We start from the raw sequence: 18051 nt of genomic DNA, 5'->3' as shown, positions 1-18051 counted from the left end.
AATCTTGGATGTCTAACTTTGATTTCGAGCAAGCCTAGCCCAGTTCCTCTCTCTTGAAAAAAGGAGGTCGTACAACTTCTGCCTTTACCGCTTTCTTACGGATCATCACTTCTATCTCAGTACCCGCCTTGCTATGCTCTATCGGCACATAGCCCATACCAATACCGATATTCAGGGCAGGACTCATAGATCCAGAACTTACCTTTCCAATGATTTCTCCATCTTTGGCCAGTTCGTAATCCTTGCGTGGGATACCTCTTTCAGTCATCTTAAAAGCAACCAGCTTACGCTTTAATCCCTCAGCTTTCAATTTAGAGATAGCTTCCGAGCCATTGAAAGGTCCCTTCTTCAATTTGGTGATCCAGCTCAAACCAGCCTCCAGTGGAGAGGTGGTATCATCGATATCATTTCCATAGAGCATATAACCCATTTCCAGGCGTAGGGTATCTCTAGCACCCAATCCAGTAGGAATCAAGCCAAACTCTTCTCCTGCAGAAACAATATCATCCCACATGCGCTTGGCATGCTCATTATAAATAAATACCTCAAAGGTTCTTTCACCTGTATATCCGGTAGTCGCAATCAGGGATTTCTCTGCCCCATTGAAGGTTCCTTTGCGGCACTCGTAGGTACCAAATTCACTGAGATCCCAATCTGTCAATTTTTGAAGAGCCGCTTCAGCCTTTGGACCAGAAACTGCCAGTAGAGAAGATTGCTCAGAAATATCGATCAGCTCTGCACCTATACCTTTATTAGTGTCAACGATCCAGTCCCAGTCTTTTTGGATATTGGCAGCATTCGCCACGATCATATATTGATCATCCTTGATCTGATAAACAATGATATCATCAATAATCCCGCCTTCATGGTTTGGCATGCAGGAATACTGCGCCTTGCCCGCATAGAGCTTGGATGCATCATTGGACGAAACCTTTTGGATCAACTCCAAAGCTTTTGGGCCCCGAATAATAAACTCTCCCATATGAGAAACATCAAATATTCCGGCAAAATTTCTCACCGAAAGGTGTTCCTCTTTGTCAGAGGTGTATCGGACAGGCATATCATAACCTGCAAAAGGGATCAACTTGGCGCCCAGCGCTTTATGGGTATTGTATAGTTCAGTTTGCTTTGACATATTTCTAAGGGGTCTGAGTGATAGAACGCAAATTTATATAAACCCCTCGAACATACCAGTCCGAAATCGATTTCTTTAGGATTTTGTCTCCTTTTGCTCATCTCTCAGCAGACGAAAAAGGCTGTAAGTATCTTGTGAATTCTCATAAGATAAATTATCCTATTTTTCCAATATTGCCCCCTCTACCAAGAATACTTAAGCTTCCTGTGGGTAAAATTCTCCAATTGATAGATGCCTTTTTAGGCGATAGACGCAGCTTTATGCGGGGTTCCTTTCTCTTGGGAGCCGCGGCCTCTGCTGTTGAGGGATTTACCTTACCTCAACTATTCCCCGGATTCATAGATTCTTCCATAGTAAGAATTTGCATGGTCCTACTTCAATGTTTAGCAGTCATCTTCACCTTCAGAAAAGATTGGGAAAGGTACAATCCCTATTTCTTTTCTGTGATTTTACTCATGGCCATCTGGATAAACGGAAGTCTGTATTTCAATGGGCTAAACGAACGCCTCGAAGTTTGGATATTTGTTGCCTTATTTGCCTGGGGATATTCTATCGGCAACAGAAAAATGATGCATTATCAGCATCTATTTTACCTGATAAGTACACTCGTTACCCTTTATTTCATTGAAGCAACAACGGAGGACAGAATAGGATTTCTGAGTTTGTTTCTGGTCGTTTTTGGAGTCTCTTATCTTATCCTCTACAGTCTGATAAAGAACCGGGAAGATTTGTTGCAGGTTAATGCAGAATTACAAAAAGCCCAACTGGTTTCGGAGAAAGCTCAAGCCATGGCCAATATGGGGAGTTGGGAGTTCGATATCAAAAACAACCTACTCCGGGGTTCTGGCCAGCTATATTATCTCCTGGAAATTGATAATTGCAGACCACTTGAGAGAGATGATGTCATTCAATCTTTCTCCGAAGAAATGCGCAAAGAGGTTACAGCAGCAGTTCAAAAATGTATCCTTTCCGGCATCCCTTTTGACCTGAAGGGAGCGATTACGACCTTCAAAGGCAACCATAGATATGTAAGGTTTACAGGATATGGAGAGTATGAAGAAGGGCTCATCAACAGGATTTATGGAGTTTGCCAGGATATCACGACAGAATTTATAGCAGAGCAGGAATTACTCAAGGCTAAGGAAGATGCTGAGCAAGCCAATCTCGCCAAGTCTCAATTTCTCTCTGTGATGACGCATGAGATCCGTACGCCCATGAATGCAGTGATCGGATCTACACATCTCCTCTTTCAGGATCAACCCAGAGAGGATCAGATGGACACGCTTCAAACCCTGCAATATTCCGCAGAAAGCCTCCTCTACCTGATCAATGACATCCTTGATTTTTCAAAAATTGAAGCCAGTGGTATAGAATTGGAACGTGTATCCTTCCACTTACCAGGCAAGTTGCAAAATATCATCAATACCTTCGCCTATCAGGCACAGGAAAAAAGACTGGATTTACGTGCTGAAATTCTGGAACCTCTCCCCCATTGGGTGAAAGGCGATCCTACTCGACTGGGACAAATCATCACTAATCTAGTGGGCAATGCCCTGAAGTTTACAGAAGAAGGAGAAATTGTCGTACGGGTAAGGAGGTTGAAAACGGAAGGAAAGATCGAGTGGATCAAAGTTGAGGTTACCGATACGGGCATAGGAATTCCCGAAGAGAAACTAGAGCATATCTTCGATCAGTTTACGCAAGCCCAATCAGATACCACCCGCAAATACGGAGGGACTGGCCTGGGGCTCGCTATTAGCAAAAAGCTCCTGGAACTCATGGGCTCAGAAATCAAAGTGATGAGTCGGGTCGGGGTTGGAACTACCTTTTATTTCAATATCCCACTTGAATTGGGAGAAGAGATAGCTGAAACAAGTTTTATTCCTTCTAGCCATGCTGTTGAAGTCGAGCATCAAGGCGATCTGAAAATTCTCCTAGCAGAAGACAATGTCGTCAATGTAAAGATTGCTTGTAAATTTCTCGATAAATGGGGCTTTGAAACCACCGTTGCCAAAAATGGGCAAGAAGCAGTCGATGCCATTCAGCGGGAACACTTCGACCTCATTCTAATGGACCTGCAAATGCCGGTTATGGGAGGCATAGATGCTTGCCGTGAAATCCGAGCCCTGGGGTACACCTTACCAATAATTGCCTTGAGTGCTGAAGTCTCTGAGCAAGTGCGGGACAAAGTCATCAATGCTGGCATGAACGATTATTCCAGTAAGCCTTTCGTCCCCAAAGACCTCAAGCAAAAGATCCTTTCCTATGCCTCCAAAGTGAAGAGCTAGGCTTCGTTTCTTTCCCTCCTCTTTTTCTCGTAAATTTCCCTTCTTATTGAGAAGATGGACCTCTTTCAGCCACATATTCCGGCTTCCTCTCATCTGGCCCCTTTGGCCGAGAGAGTCAGGCCCCAAAGTTTGGAACAAGTAATTGGGCAAACCCATTTGCTCAAGGAAGGTAGCCCCTTTCGTCGGGCAATTGACGCTCAAAGAATTCCCTCCATGATTTTTTGGGGGCCTCCGGGGATTGGCAAAACTACTTTGGCACAAATCATTGCTCAGTCTGCTGATAGACCCTTTCGTCAATTGAGTGCAGTAGGCTCAGGAGTAAAGGACGTGCGAGCCGTAATCAAATTTGCAGAAGGCAGACCCGGGACCATCCTGTTCATAGATGAGATTCATCGCTTCAATAAGTCGCAACAGGATTCTTTATTGGGCGCAGTCGAAAAAGGGCGTATTACCCTCATCGGCGCAACCACAGAAAATCCAAGTTTTGAAGTTAATGCGGCTCTTTTATCTCGTTGTCAGGTCTATACCCTCCAGTCTTTGAGTCTGGAAGAAGTACAAGAACTCTTGACCTATGCCATAGAGAAAGATGTGGTGCTTTCTGAACGAGATATCGAATTGAAAGAAATTGACGCCATATATAAGATAGCAGGAGGGGATGCACGAAAGAGCCTGGCTTTATTGGAAATCTTTGTCAATACCTTTGATGAAGATGAAAAAATTGTGCTAAATAATGAGGCCTTGATGGCCGCAGCTCAGGAACATGTAGCCCTCTATGACAAAAGCGGAGAGCAACATTATGACATCATTTCGGCCTTTATAAAATCCATCCGGGGAGGCGATCCCAATGCAGCCGTTTATTATCTGGCTCGTATGCTGGACGGTGGAGAAGACATCAAGTTTATTGCGCGTCGCCTCATCATCCTGGCATCAGAAGATATCGGCAATGCTAATCCCAATGCTCTCCTTCTGGCCAATGCCTGTTTCCAATCTATCAATGTGATCGGTATGCCGGAAGGCCGAATCATTCTTTCTCAATGCGCCACTTATCTCGCAAGCTCTGAGAAAAGTAATGCCGCATATACAGCCATCAATGAGGCTATGCGATACGTAAAAGATGCTCCTACCCATCCCGTTCCCCTTCATCTAAGAAATGCTCCGACCAAACTGATGAAGAATATGAACTATGGGAAAGGCTATAAATATTCCCACGACTTCGACGGAGAAAAAGATCACCAGGAATTTCTGCCCGAAGAAATGAGTGGAAAGACCTTCTACCGTCCCAAGGATATTGGATCGGAGAAAAAGATACGCAAGTATCTCGATGATAAATGGGGTAAGAAATACAAAGACTGACAGCCAGGCGCTATGCATACACAAGATCGGATCGTTTTGGATCAGGCTTCTATAGCCTTGGGCTCTCAGATATTTTTTGAAAACTTTTCCTGGAGATTAAAACCAGGAGAACATTGGGTAATCAGTGGAAATGCGGGCACAGGAAAATCTTTTCTAGCAGAAGCACTTGCACAAAAGCACAGATTGATTTCTGGTTCCCGCACTTATCCTTTCCTCGGCGATAATCCCAGCTTTGATGAACGACAAGCTGCTATCCAGATGATCTCTTTTATGGATACGGGTCGACTTTTTCGGAGTGTAAACGCCGTTCATTATTATCAACAAAGATATAATGCCTTTGATTCGGATGGACATCTGACAGTCAGGCAGTATTTGGAACATGGAGGTTTTGACATCCGTAAGCATGAAGGCCTGCTTCAGTCCATTGGTATATTTGACCTACTCGAACTGGAGCGTATCAAATTGTCAAGTGGGCAGACCAGGAAGATGTTGCTCTGCAAAGTGATGCTAAAGGAGCCCAAGATTCTCATTCTCGACAATCCCTATATAGGTCTGGACACCGGAAGTCGTCAATTTCTAAATGAGCTATTAGATAATTTAGTCGAGACACAAGATATCAGCCTGGTTCTGGCTGGCCACTATCGGGATTTACCCAAAAGCATCAATCATCGTCTGCATATTTATCCAAATAAAAAAATTGAAGCTGGCCCACTGAAAAATTTCCTAAAAAAGAAGGATAATCCTTCTATCAATGAGGAAGCCCTGACCCAAATAAAAAAGAAGTACCAAGAATCAGAACAGGCAGAAACCTTCGATTCCATCATCCGATTTGAGGAGGTAAATATTCAATATAAGGACAAGCAAATTCTCAAGGACTTGAATTGGGAAGTGAAAGCCGGAGAGAAATGGCGAATCATCGGGCCGAATGGTTCCGGGAAATCCACTTTGCTCAGCCTCATTTATGCGGACAATCCCCAGGCCTATGCAAACTCGATTTTCTTGTTCGACCAAAAAGTAGGAAGTGGCCAAAGCATCTGGGACGTAAAAAAACGAATCGGATTTACTTCTCCTGAACTCCATGCCTATTTTGATAGAGATATTTCTGCCTGGGAATTGGTTTTGACCGGCATGACGGATACTTTCTACCTGAAAACAAAAGCTCAAGAAAAAGACAAAGAGTTGGCTCGACTGCTTTTTCAATATTTTGAATTGGAAAGCATCATTGACCAATCCTTCGAAAGACTATCAACCGGAACTCAGCGTTTGCTCTTACTTATTAGAGCCCTGGTCAAAGCAGCGCCTGTGCTTTTACTGGATGAGCCTTTTCAGGGATTGGATGAAATCAGCATTTACAGGAGTAGATATTTGCTGGATAAAGTCCTGTCGGAGCGACATACGCTTCTCTTTATCTCGCATTTTCAGGAAGAAGCGCCGGATTGTGTGGATCTGGAGTTGGGATTATGAGGAAAGGTAGCGCCCGATACTCACCTCTTTCAGAAAATCTTCTTTTCCTCCGCATACATACTCTGCCATCTTTTTCGAAAAGTAAGGAGAAAGCAAAACGCCTTTGGTTCCAAAGCCTCCAAAATAATGAAGGTGATCATGCGCAGGGTGAGTTCCTAATACCGGTCGCCGATTAGGCGTAGTAGGTCGAATCCCACTTCTTTGTTCCAGGACTTTGTAAGGAACTTTGAGGGCCTTTTCCAGATGAAAACAGATTTCTTCTTTGCCTGATTGTGTGGGATGGGGATCGTCAAATTGATTTTTATAAGTCGAGCCACAGATGAACTTTTGATCTCCCTGAGGGATGAGATAAACTTTTTTAGACAGAACAAAAGGAATCCGAAGATCAGGGATTTCGAGCAATAATACTTCTCCTTTATTGGGAATAATCGGGAGTTCAGAAAAAAGGGAAATATCCTTACTTCTGTATCCCGAACAGAAAATGATCTCATCAAATGTACCAAAATCGCCATAGGTCATCTTCCCTAAATCCAGCCCTGCTTCCTCAAAAGCTACATACTGAATTTCCAGTTGGAATTGATCGACGAGAATTTGCTGCAAGCGCTCCAGGAAATGGGGGATATCCAACCAACCGCATTGCTTGATCATGATGCCTCCCAGGGGATTTTCTATATAGTCTGAGTATTGAGGAAAGGAGAGAAAATCTGCCCAGTCTTTATAGGCATCTTCTTCAGACCTTGCAGTCCATTTGTTGTACTCTTCTGCCGTTTTAAAAGGTCGGTAAATGAGGCTGTCGTGGACGAAAGATTTCAGTTCTTGGAAAACGGGAATTTCGAGAAAATTGCGGAGTTCAGGGACCAGGGCATCGGCCATCCAGGACTTAGCTCCGAAGCGACCCGTAATAACATTGAAGAGTCCGGCAGCTACTGCTGAAGCCGCATGGGGATCTCTATCATCCAGAAGGACTACTTCCTGCTCTTTTAGGCAAAGTCGAGCAGCCAGCATGCTACCGGCCAGTCCACCACCAACAATCAGGAATCTCTTGCGCTCCATAAGCTTAGGATTGAACTACAGCATCTCCCAAATAACCCAGGAGATATTTTGCACATCTTTCTGAAGCCCCTTCATTGCCCAACTTCTCTCTCAGGTCCTCATAATCATCTAGAAGCTTTGACCTATGCCCTTCATCCATCAAGAGCTCCAGTTGAGCTTTCAAGTTCGCTACATTGAATTCTCCCTGGATCAATTCTTTGACCGCAAGGCGATCCAGAATGAGATTGACCAAAGAGATGTATTTCACCTTAACCAGTCTTTTCCCTATTTGATAGGAAATGAAAGAGCCTTTGTAGCAAACGACCTGAGGTACGCCGTGAAGAGCTGTCTCCAGAGTAGCCGTTCCAGAAGTAACCAATGCAAAATCTGCTTCTTCCAGAATCTTATAGGTTTGCTTCATCCGCAGCTCGACCGGTTTATTTCCGATGATATCTTTATAGAAAGCTTCTGTTTTAGAAGGAGCTCCTGCAACCACAAAATCATAGCCGGGGAAATGATGTGTCATATTGAGCATGACGGGAAGCATACGTTTGATCTCCTGCGACCTGCTTCCTGGCAATAATGCTATGGTTTTGCTCTCTTTTTTGTCCGCTGGCTTATAGGTCAATTCATCTAATAGCGGATGACCTACAAAATCAACTTCAATGCCTTCTTTAGCATAAAAATCTTTCTCAAAAGGCAAGATCACAAACATCCTATCTACGTATTGACGGATGATCTCTTTGCGTCCTTTTTTCCAGGCCCAGAGTTGAGGCGAGATGTAATAGTAAACCGGCAAGCCCAACTCTTTGAGGAAGGGAAGCATGCGCAAATTGAAGCCGGGATAATCCACCAAAACGACTGCATCAGGTTTCCAGATACGAATGTCTGCTTTCACCTTTTTGAACAGGCGACGAATGGTAGAAAGGTTTTTCAGCACTTCCCAAAAGCCCATGAAATTGATGTCCTTGATATGGGCGATCAATTCAGTGCCCGCATCAATCATCTTGTCCCCTCCTACTCCACGGGTTTGCAAGCTGGGTAGCTGGGCTTTCAAAGCCCTGACCAGGTTCTTGCTGTGAAGATCTCCAGAATCTTCTCCGGCTATGAAATAGAGCTTCATATTTCGAGCGTCCACTCAGACAAAGAAGGAAGGTCCTGATGTCTGGTCATGTCGCGATTTATAGGTGTTACGGAAACATAACCCGCTTCGATGGCATGTATATCCGTCCCATTGTTTTTGTCCGTCAGTACAAATTCTCCGGTCATCCAGTAGTACTTTCGTCCAAAAGGATCTACCCTTTCGTCAAAACCTTCTGTCCAACGACCTTCTGCCTGGCGGGTCACCTTGATTCCTTTGAGTTTGTCCAAAGGTAAATCAGGTATGTTTACATTCAGACACTGGCCGGCAGGCATTTTCTGCTCCAGTGCTTCTTTGATAATGATACGCGCAATAGCTTTGGCTGCGCTCATATCTGCATCATGCTGAAAATTGCAAAGAGAGAAACCAATGGAAGGAATGTCCTGAATGGCTCCTTCTCGGGCAGCGGACAGGGTACCAGAATAAATAGTACTAACAGAAGTATTGGCCCCGTGGTTGATGCCTGATATGATTAGGTCAGGCGCCCTATCCAGTAAAACGCCTGTTGCTAGTTTTACACAATCTGCGGGCGTACCATTGATCGCAAAGCCGTGCAAACCTCCGGGCAAATCTTCTTCATAAACCCGCAAAGGTTTGCCGATGGTAATTGCATGTCCCATACCACTTTGGGCACTGTCAGGAGCAACAATACTGATGTCGCCCAGCTCGCTGGCAATCTCTGCCAGATTCAGGATACCGGGTGCCAGTATCCCATCGTCATTGGATATAAGAATATGTGGTCTCGTTTTCATTGAGGCAAAGATAGGACTCAGCCCTTTGAGTCACCAATGCCTTTCTCATATTCTTTATCAGGAACCAGGTGCAGCTGTAATCCTTGGCAAGAAATAGTCGAGCACACAAGCCATTCCATCTCCATTTGAATGAAAGACTACATAGAGTTTATGCATACCCTCTACCGACTCAATAGCCATAGGTACCAGAACCGGATCGAAGTCCAGACTCGTCTCTATTTCCTTTCTGCCAATTACTTTCCCATCAGGAGCATCAATTCTGAACTCTATACTTCCTCCATCCATGAACATGGAGTTGGCGATAGCCATAAGGTCAAAGGATTGGATACCAGTGAAGTCAAAAGCTTCATATTCTGCATATCCCTGATCCCGTCCGATCAAAATCTCCATGGGCTCATCGATCATCCCTTCTGCCATCTCAGGGGTAACTTCAAATTTCATCACCTTTTTGAGGCTCTTTGCGCTCTCCGCATGGATTTTGGGATATTTTAGGATAAGGGTTTCTCTTCCGGTCAAAGGTCCAATCTCCACTCCTCCCTTATCCGTATAGCTGGCCATGAGGACATATACTGCTTCTTCATTTTCTTCTTTGAAATCAGGAGCAAGGCTTCCACTCAATGGCTGTGATGGCATCGCAATTTCTCCTTCCAAAGAAAGAATGTAGCGAATCATTTGTTCGGCTTCTCCTGTGGATACATGAGGATGGGCAGCCATCGCCAATTGGCCCCATACACCATTGCCTCCCTTGATCACCTTTTGGGCCAGATTCTTAATAGCTGTATCATCTCCTTTATAACGCTTGCTAATCTGAGTATATGTGGGTCCGACAGATTTTTCTTTTTCCTGATGACAGGCCTTACAGTTATAATTTGAGATCAATTGTTTACCTATCAGGGCCGTTGATTTTTCCATCATGGCTTCATGCCCCAGGCTGATTTCATTGATATCAAATCCTTTCGCCAGATAATCCATACTAACGGTAATGGCCGAAGGATTGCTTTCCACGATATTTCCATCTTCCTCATCAGATACTTCAACTTCATACTCCAGATTTTGGCCCTCAAAATAGAAGGAACGATTACCTGCAATATTCCACTTGATCTCTGGAAGTGCATTTCCTACCATTACCTGAAAGCTTGATTGATGTACCAGTCCGTCCGGATCGGAAACTTTGAGTTTCACATTATAAGTCCCTGCCTTTTCAAAGGTAAAGCGAGGATTGGCCTCCGTACTCTGCACTTCATCCGAAGTAAAACTCCAGGCATAAGTGAGTACATCTCCATCATAGTCTATAGAATTTTCTCCTTTAAACTGTAGATTGAGCGGCAGGCCACCGATGCTTTTTTCCGCCTCGATTACAGCTACCGGTTCGCGATTACCTGAGCTATATTCGATATGGACCAGTCGGGCATCAGTATTCTGGGCGAACCAGTTTGTCCCATACTCCAGCATCCACATATCACCATCTGGTCCGAAGATGATGTCTACCGGATTATTAAATTTCATATTCGGGAGAAAGGGCTCCATCCGAAGCATCTCACCATTTTCATCAAAACTGATGGCCATGATCCAGCCCCTCATCCAGTCATAGGCAAAGAATTTTCCATCATAGTATTCTGGATATCTATAGGGGTTTTCAGGATAATCTTCCAGATAAAACACAGGTCCAGCCATGGCATTTCGTCCACCATCTCCCACTAAGGGAAATTCAGGAGAAGCTGAATAAGGATAGTAAACCATTGCAGGCTGAGCAGGAGGTAATTCCTGGGCTCCTGTATTATTGGGTGAATTATTGATCGGTTTCAAAGGATCATAAGCAGCCAGAGAAAGGCTGTCCGCAAAATCAAACTCATTATAGGCTTTATTGTCTCCTACGAAATAGGGCCAACCAAAAAAACCAGGGCCTTTGGCTCGATTGATTTCATCATGCCCTTGCGGTCCTCGATTCTCCATAGGATTTCCCGCATCTGGCCCTACATCTCCCCAAAAAAGATCTCCTGTATGCTGGTCTATACTGATACGATAAGGATTTCTACAACCCATCACATAAATCTCCGGTCTACCTTCTGATCCGTCAGCAGCGAATAGATTACCTTCCGGGATTTCATATCCATCGGCAGTAGGTCTGATACGCAAAATTTTCCCTCGGAGGTCATTGGTATTAGAAGAAGATTTCTGGGCATCAAAAGGTCCTCTTCCTTCCCGCTCATCGCTAGGCGAAAATCCATCTGACTCACGAGGACTGGTATTGTCGCCTGTTGAGATAAAGAGATTCCCATTGGGACCAAACTCCAAAGAGCCTGCTGCATGACAACATTCTTGCCTTTGGGTAGGAATTTCAATGATTACTTGTTCTGATGCCAAATCCAGTTCTCCGTCCTTATAGATAAAGCGAGAGACGTGCTGCTTGGCTTCCTCTCCGGGAGGCGAATAGAAAAGATATATTTGATTGGTCTCAGCATATTTGGGATCAAGTGCCAATCCCAGCAAACCATCTTCATGTCCGAAATGGACATCCATTTCCTTTACCAATCGTAATTCTTTGGTCTTGGGATCATATTCTTTGACGCCTCCTCTTCTTTCTACAAAAAGGATTTTGCGATTAGGAAGCATCACCAATTCCATCGGTTCGAAGAGATTCTGTGCATGAACGATCTTGCGGAAGCGATTTTCTTCTGGAGCAGCCGTTGCCAAATCAAAGTTTACGGGCTGACCTTCTCCTGCTACATATTGGATTCCTCCCCAAAGCAATTTGAGGAATTCAGGTTCCTGATAGCTTTCCTTGGTATGTCCAAAACCAGTATAAAAAGTACGGCCACCATCGTATTCTTTGTACCAGGTAATGGGATGTTCTTCTCCATTTTCTCCACCTCCATAAGAACTTTCATCCAAATTGATCAGCACATTGATATCCGGGTCTATGGCTTTGTAATTGTACCACTCATCTGTACGCTTCATATCCGTAGGTAATCCCTCTGTAGCAGGATGTCCCTGGTCAAGCACCTTCATGCTGGCTTCGCGAACATTGGGATTGTTGGGATGGCTTTTGAAATAACCACCTACCAGGCCTCCATACCAGGGCCAATCATATTCGGTATCAGCCGCCGCATGGATTCCCAGCCAACCTCCTCCGGCTTGTATAAACCGATTGAGTTCAATTTGCTGAGTCTGATCAAGTATATCTCCTGTGGTATTCAGGAAAATGATGACATTATATTTTTGGAGTTCTGTTTCCGTAAAAACCGCAGCATCTTCTGTAGCAGCTACGGAAAAGCCTTTTTCCTCTCCCATCTTTTTGATGGCCTCAATTCCGGGCTCTATGGATTCGTGTCGAAAGCCCTCCGTTTTGGAGAAAATGAGCACCTTGATTTCTCCGGTATCTCTGAGGAAGAAGAATGCAGCTGCTGCTATTGCTCCCAAGATGGCGAGAACGATTAAAAACTTTTTCATTTAGGTAGACGTGAGTATAGGTCCTTTATATTCATACTAAATTACTGCGGTTTTTGGGATTAAGCAACGGAGGTCTTGGGGTGCAGGAGTTATTATCCATGATAAACACCAACACAACAACACATTTTTTCATAAACTCCTTGCCATACCCAGAACTTCTATGTATACTTGCGTATATACATAGAACTACAAGGTATGGATAAGATATCTAAAGATTTAACAGCCGCCAGCTCTATCCCTGTCATATTGGGCATCCTCAGTAAGGGAGAGAGTTATGGATACGAAATCATTCAGGAGGTAAAATTACTTTCGAGTGATAAGATCACCTGGACTGATGGCATGCTTTATCCGGTTTTACACAAACTGGAAAAGAAAGGCCTGATCAGTTCTCAATGGAAAGCGGGAGAAAATGGCAGGAGGAGAAAATATTATCAGATTACTAAATCAGGCAAAAAAGCCCAGGAGCAGGAGATTCAGCAATGGAAGCTCATCAATGGGATGCTTGATAAGCTTTGGAAAGCCCATTTAAGCTAACTCCTATGAAAAGCTAATACATTTTTCTATAGATCAATCCTTGTGAATGGAATTTCAAAAGGGCCCTAAATAAAAAACTGATTGCCTGGAATTGAGTAGACTTCCAGCTGAGAATTTTAAACAATTATTATTCAACTCATTGAACAACATATTGTGATCGAATCACGAGACGATTGCATCATCCTTCCAATTTTATGAAAGACCCCGATTCTTTTTCGATAAAACTTGCACTCCATTCTTTACGCAGCAGACTTAGCAAAAGCGGAGCCTTTACCTATGACAATATCAATGAACTGGAAAGTCATGTGAGGGATGCCTACGAAATAAATCGCGAAGATCACTCAGACCAAAAAGCCTATGAATTGAGCCTGGAAAGTCTGGGAGATACCGAAAAACTGATAGATCAATATTATCAGGCCAACCAGAAAAATATCTGGATCAACTATTTCTGGATCATTTCGCTCAGCTTGATTTTCTGGACTTTGATCTCAAGCTTTTTCAATACCTTATACATCAATACTTTTATCCATCTGGGAAGTAATTTTTCACCAGAAATGGCAAATTTTCTTCTTTATGGATGTAGTGTAGGCCTGAGCGTATTATTTCTGTATGTCCTCTTCCAATTTAAAAACCTTGCCTTCAGGCTATACAACAAAATTATACCTGTACTTATAAAACGACCGGCATTCTTTGTGGTAGGGATTTTACTATTGCCCTTGCCGGTTTTATTCCAGATTGGATTATCTTCCCTTCTGGGAACTCCGGGCAGTAGCTCTGTTTCAACTGGGTGGCATATGTTAATCTGGAAGTTTTCATTCTATCTTTCGCCCGGTATACTCCTTTTCAAAGAGCTTTGGAACTATAGAATATTGGGGGAGAAAAATCTGGAAAGCAAATTGAACCTACGGCTTAAACTCTGTGTCTTGGCAGGAGCATTTTTATACGTTTTACTTAAACTTACTACTGGAATCCTGGGTGATGGCAGCATTTTTTTGATGAAATACCTCGGACTTCCCCTTAGCACCGAACTGATGAGTGGGATTTCGATTGGGCTGGTAAGTTTATGCTGGATCGGTGGAATAGTTTACCTCTATACCAAGCCGCATAACAGTCTCCCTGCCATCAGCCATTCCATAAACAAAAGCAGAAAAAACTTCAGCATTTACTTCCTTAGCTTAATACTACTCATTTTCCCTGCATTTATCCTGACAGGGCTTATGCAGTCCACGATGCTGAAAGCCGCTGAATTGGGAATGTTCAAATATCATCAGGCATTGGGGCTGCAGGTCATTTTGACAAATATGGCATTTATCCTCTGCCTACTCTGGTCATACAGAAGGGTCAAAAATCAGAAATTGATCGCCTGGGTATAAAGCTTACCAAAGGTGATGGACATGCTCACGTACATGTGTATCATAAACCTTGAGCACATCTTCCATCGCCAATTCAGGTAAGGCTGGAATTTCAGAAGCCATGACATTGGAGAGTACCTGGTCTACAGAACTTGCGCCAGGAATCACACAGGAAACGGCCTCATGCATGAGGATCCATCTCAGCGCATGTTGGACCAGGTATTCTTCCCCAAAAAGGCGGATATATTCTTTCACCACCTTCAATCCCAGGGCATAATCGACTCCTGAAAAGGTTTCCCCTTTATCAAAAGCCTCGCCATTGCGGTTGAAGTTTCGGTGATCGTGCTCGCCAAATTTGGTATCAAGGTTCATTTTCCCGGAAAGCAGCCCACTGGCCAGAGGAACGCGAGCAAGTATGCCCACATTGGCTTTTTGTGCGGCTGCAAAAAATTCCTCAGCTGGTTTCAGGCGAAAGAGATTAAAGATGATTTGAACCGTAGCCACATTGGGAAATTTAATGGCTTTCATCGCTTCCTCGACTTTTTCAACACTCACTCCATATCTTCTGATTTTTCCCTGTTCACGCAGGTCATCCAAAATCCCAAAGACTTCAGGACGCTCAAAGACTTCTGTTGGAGGACAATGAAGTTGAATGAGGTCGATGGTATCAATTTTCATTCGCTGCAAACTTTCCTCCACAAATCGGGTGATATTTTCCCGATTGTAGCCATCGGCATTATGCGGGCTCAATCTTCGGCCACATTTACTTGCAATAAATACTTTTTCACTGGTTTCTTTGACGGCTTTAGAAACCGCCTGCTCACTCAATCCATCTGAGTATACATCCGCTGTATCTATGAAGTTGACTCCATTGTCTATAGCTGTGCGGATAATTTCATTTGCACGTTTTGGATCAAAGGGCTGCCCCCATTTGCCACCTACTTGCCAGGTGCCAAGGGATACATCCGAAATTTTCCATTTGGTTTTGCCGAGGGTTCTGTAGTTCATTGAAGGTTTTTTTGAGTAAAGCGTCCCAAAACTACGGATTTTTCCTCAATCAGATCATGGCCCGTGATTTTATCTCGAGGTATTTATTGATGGTATTGACTGTGAGGCTTTGTGGGGGTGAAAGGATGGATATAATTCCATTCCTTTCCAACTCTCTAACAATTTGTTGCTTTTCGAAGGCAAAATTTTCCCCGATGGATTTGATGTAAATCTCCTCGGTGTTTTTAGGATTTGACTCAAGCAATCCACTGAGTTCGGTATTCTCAAAAAACACGACCACCAACAGATGGTTTTTAGCGATTTTTTGTAAGTAAGGCAATTGGCGCCTCACGGCAGTCAGGGTTTCAAAATTGGTAAAGAGGATCAGGAGACTCCTTTGGGAAATTTTATGTTTGACAAAGGTATATAGACGTTCGTAATCGGCTTCCAGGTATTGGGTTTTCTGATTATACAACACCTCCTGAATCCGATTCATCTGGGTCATTTTATTGGTGGCCGGTAAGCAAGCATCAATCTTTTCTGCGAAAGTGATCAATCCACTTCTGTCCTGACGATAGAGGGCAATATTGCTAAGTACAAGACAGGCATTGATGGCATAATCCAGCAGACTCATGCCCTCGAAAGGCATTTTCATACCCCGGCTTTTATCAATGAGACAGTAAACATATTGGGCCCGCTCATCGATGTACTGATTGACCATCAATTTTCCGGATCGAGCGGTAGCCTTCCAGTTGATCGTGCGATAGTCATCCCCTCTTACGTACTCTTTTATCTTTTCAAATTCGGTACTGTTTCCCAATCTCCGGATTTGCTTTACTCCGACATCATTGAGCCTCTGAGAAATGGCGAGAAACTGAAAGCGGCGCATCTGGATATAAGAGGGATAGGTTGGAACCATCTGATCCTGTCCAAAAGTAAAGCGTCTTTTCAACAAACCTAAGGGAGAAGAAACAAATACATGTAATCCTCCAAAATGGTACTCCCCTCTTTCGACCGGTCTAAGTTCGTATTCGACTTGATCTTCTCCTCCTGATTTAAGATTAGAGAAGAACTTCAATTTCCTGAGTTGAAACTGATCAGGTGCCTCATCTATCACTTCCAACTGAACAGGAAAGTTATATTCATTCTTCAGTTTCAGCTTGACGAGGTTGATATCACCATTTGAGAACCTTTCCGGAGTAAGTCTTTCCCCTACAACTTTGCCTTTCCCCAAATACAAAAGAGCTGCATCCAGAAAGCAAAATGCCGCAAGAACCATGGTCGCAATCTTGGCCAGAGGTATAAGTAAGGGGAATAGATATGCACTGACAAAAAAGGCAATCAGTCCCCCCCAGACTATGAAGAGCCTCGGTCGAAGAAACAGACTTTTAAAAAATGTATTCAAAGCGGATTCTTAAATGATTATCTCGGAACTTCTACTTGTTCGACCATTTGTTTTACGACAGACTCTGTGCTGGCACCTTCCATTTCTTTTTCAGGTGTCAGAACGATGCGGTGTCTCAATACAGGCGCGCTTACAAACTGAATATCTTCGGGCGTAACGAAATCTCTTCCTCGCATCGCTGCGATGGCTTTGGCTCCCATCATGATGTTGAGGGAGGCACGTGGAGAAGCACCGAGGTAGATGTCTTTATTGTTTCGGGTATTATTGACAATCTGAACGATATAGTTCATCAGTTTATCTTCTATGTGTAGCTCTTTTACCAATGCCTGGAGTTCGAGGATTTTTTCAGCAGAAAGAATCGCATTGACTGCTTCGATTTCATTGATCCCTTTGCGGTTGTGGTGGTGCATCAGGATACGGCTTTCTTCCTCCGGGCTGGGATATCCCACTTCAATTTTGAACATAAATCTATCCAATTGAGCTTCGGGCAGACGATAAGTTCCTTCCTGTTCAATGGGATTTTGGGTAGCGATAACGAGGAAAGGAGCTTTCATTATGTGTCGGGTTCCATCCATAGTAACCTGACGTTCTTCCATTACCTCAAATAAAGCTGCCTGGGTCTTGGCGGGAGCACGGTTGATCTCATCAATCAGGACGACTTGAGAAAAGATGGGGCCCGGACGGAATTCAAAATCCGTGGTTTTGGCATTGAAGACTGATGTTCCAAGCACATCTGAGGGCATTAGGTCCGGTGTAAATTGTATCCTGGAAAAAGGAATTTCCAGAGTTCTTGCCAGAAGTTTGGAAGCAAGGGTTTTTGCGACTCCCGGTACTCCTTCGATCAATATATGACCTTCAGCAAGCATAGCTGCCATCATCAGTTCCACCATCTTCTCCTGCCCTACGATCACCAGGCCAATCTCATCCTTAACTTTTTGAACCGTAGTCTTGAAAGCGGCCAGAGGGGTTCGCAAGGCATACTCATTTTCAGGGCTATTTTCGGTTCCTCCTTCTAGCTTCACGCCTTCCTGTTCTACAGCTGTTTGCTCTGTTTGTGGGCTAAGGTTTGTCGGCTCTTCTGTCCCTGATAATTCCTGATTTGTGTGTTCTTCTGACATAGATTTTTCTGTTTATACACTGTGCTTTCCTTCCAATGGG

General features: G+C 43.8%; 13 protein-coding genes. 5 read left to right on the top strand and 8 right to left on the bottom strand.

Annotation, left to right across the window (positions count from 1 at the left end; all coding sequences use genetic code 11):
- Positions 1–34: 34 nt before the first annotated feature.
- Positions 35–1135 (bottom strand): glycine cleavage system aminomethyltransferase GcvT, encoded by a 1101-nt coding sequence (gene gcvT, locus R8P61_29540; GenBank protein ID MDW3651258.1) that lies wholly within the window; start codon positions 1133–1135, stop codon positions 35–37.
- Between the two features lie 206 nt (positions 1136–1341).
- Here gcvT and R8P61_29535 point away from each other — a divergent pair, with 206 nt between their 5' ends.
- From R8P61_29535 to R8P61_29525, 3 genes are read left to right on the top strand one after another with little or no spacing between them, the layout of a single operon-like run.
- Positions 1342–3423, top strand: a complete 2082-nt coding sequence (locus R8P61_29535; GenBank protein ID MDW3651257.1) for an ATP-binding protein — start codon at positions 1342–1344, stop codon at positions 3421–3423.
- Between the two features lie 54 nt (positions 3424–3477).
- The gene (locus R8P61_29530; protein ID MDW3651256.1) at positions 3478–4776 is read left to right on the top strand and encodes a replication-associated recombination protein A; all 1299 of its coding nucleotides are present in this window, start codon (positions 3478–3480) and stop codon (positions 4774–4776) included.
- 12 nt (positions 4777–4788) lie between these two features.
- Positions 4789–6240 (top strand): ATP-binding cassette domain-containing protein, encoded by a 1452-nt coding sequence (locus tag R8P61_29525; GenBank protein MDW3651255.1) that lies wholly within the window; start codon positions 4789–4791, stop codon positions 6238–6240.
- Here the strand turns inward: R8P61_29525 and R8P61_29520 are convergent.
- From R8P61_29520 to R8P61_29505, 4 genes are read right to left on the bottom strand one after another with little or no spacing between them, the layout of a single operon-like run.
- A complete protein-coding gene (locus R8P61_29520; GenBank protein ID MDW3651254.1) occupies positions 6235–7293 on the bottom strand; it encodes an FAD-binding oxidoreductase in 1059 nt (352 codons plus the stop codon). The genes R8P61_29525 and R8P61_29520 overlap by 6 nt on opposite strands.
- A 4-nt stretch (positions 7294–7297) precedes the next feature.
- Positions 7298–8395, bottom strand: coding sequence for a lipid-A-disaccharide synthase (gene lpxB / locus R8P61_29515; GenBank protein ID MDW3651253.1), 1098 nt, complete (start codon positions 8393–8395; stop codon positions 7298–7300).
- Positions 8392–9165, bottom strand: coding sequence for a 5'/3'-nucleotidase SurE (gene surE / locus R8P61_29510; protein MDW3651252.1), 774 nt, complete (start codon positions 9163–9165; stop codon positions 8392–8394). Before surE ends, lpxB begins: the two co-directional genes overlap by 4 nt.
- Before the next feature lie 57 nt (positions 9166–9222).
- The gene (locus tag R8P61_29505) at positions 9223–12615 is read right to left on the bottom strand and encodes a ThuA domain-containing protein (protein MDW3651251.1); all 3393 of its coding nucleotides are present in this window, start codon (positions 12613–12615) and stop codon (positions 9223–9225) included.
- A gap of 195 nt (positions 12616–12810) precedes the next feature.
- Between R8P61_29505 and R8P61_29500 the strand changes: the two genes are divergently transcribed.
- The gene (locus R8P61_29500) at positions 12811–13149 is read left to right on the top strand and encodes a helix-turn-helix transcriptional regulator (protein ID MDW3651250.1); all 339 of its coding nucleotides are present in this window, start codon (positions 12811–12813) and stop codon (positions 13147–13149) included.
- 194 nt (positions 13150–13343) lie between these two features.
- A complete protein-coding gene (locus tag R8P61_29495; protein MDW3651249.1) occupies positions 13344–14522 on the top strand; it encodes a hypothetical protein in 1179 nt (392 codons plus the stop codon).
- A gap of 3 nt (positions 14523–14525) precedes the next feature.
- Here the strand turns inward: R8P61_29495 and R8P61_29490 are convergent, their stop codons facing one another.
- Genes R8P61_29490 through R8P61_29480 form a run of 3 tightly spaced genes read right to left on the bottom strand, consistent with a single transcriptional unit; the run spans position 14526 to position 18011 of the window.
- Positions 14526–15509: an aldo/keto reductase gene (locus R8P61_29490; protein MDW3651248.1), complete on the bottom strand. Its 984-nt coding sequence runs from the start codon at positions 15507–15509 to the stop codon at positions 14526–14528.
- A 49-nt stretch (positions 15510–15558) separates the two neighbouring features.
- Positions 15559–16893: a DUF58 domain-containing protein gene (locus R8P61_29485; protein MDW3651247.1), complete on the bottom strand. Its 1335-nt coding sequence runs from the start codon at positions 16891–16893 to the stop codon at positions 15559–15561.
- Between the two features lie 17 nt (positions 16894–16910).
- Positions 16911–18011: a MoxR family ATPase gene (locus tag R8P61_29480; protein MDW3651246.1), complete on the bottom strand. Its 1101-nt coding sequence runs from the start codon at positions 18009–18011 to the stop codon at positions 16911–16913.
- Positions 18012–18051: the final 40 nt, after the last annotated feature.

Source organism: Bacteroidia bacterium (genome assembly GCA_033391075.1).
GTDB lineage: Bacteria > Bacteroidota > Bacteroidia > J057 > J057 > JAWPMV01.
Note: the sequence above shows the minus strand (reverse complement) of the source record. Positions and strands in the feature narration are given on the sequence as shown.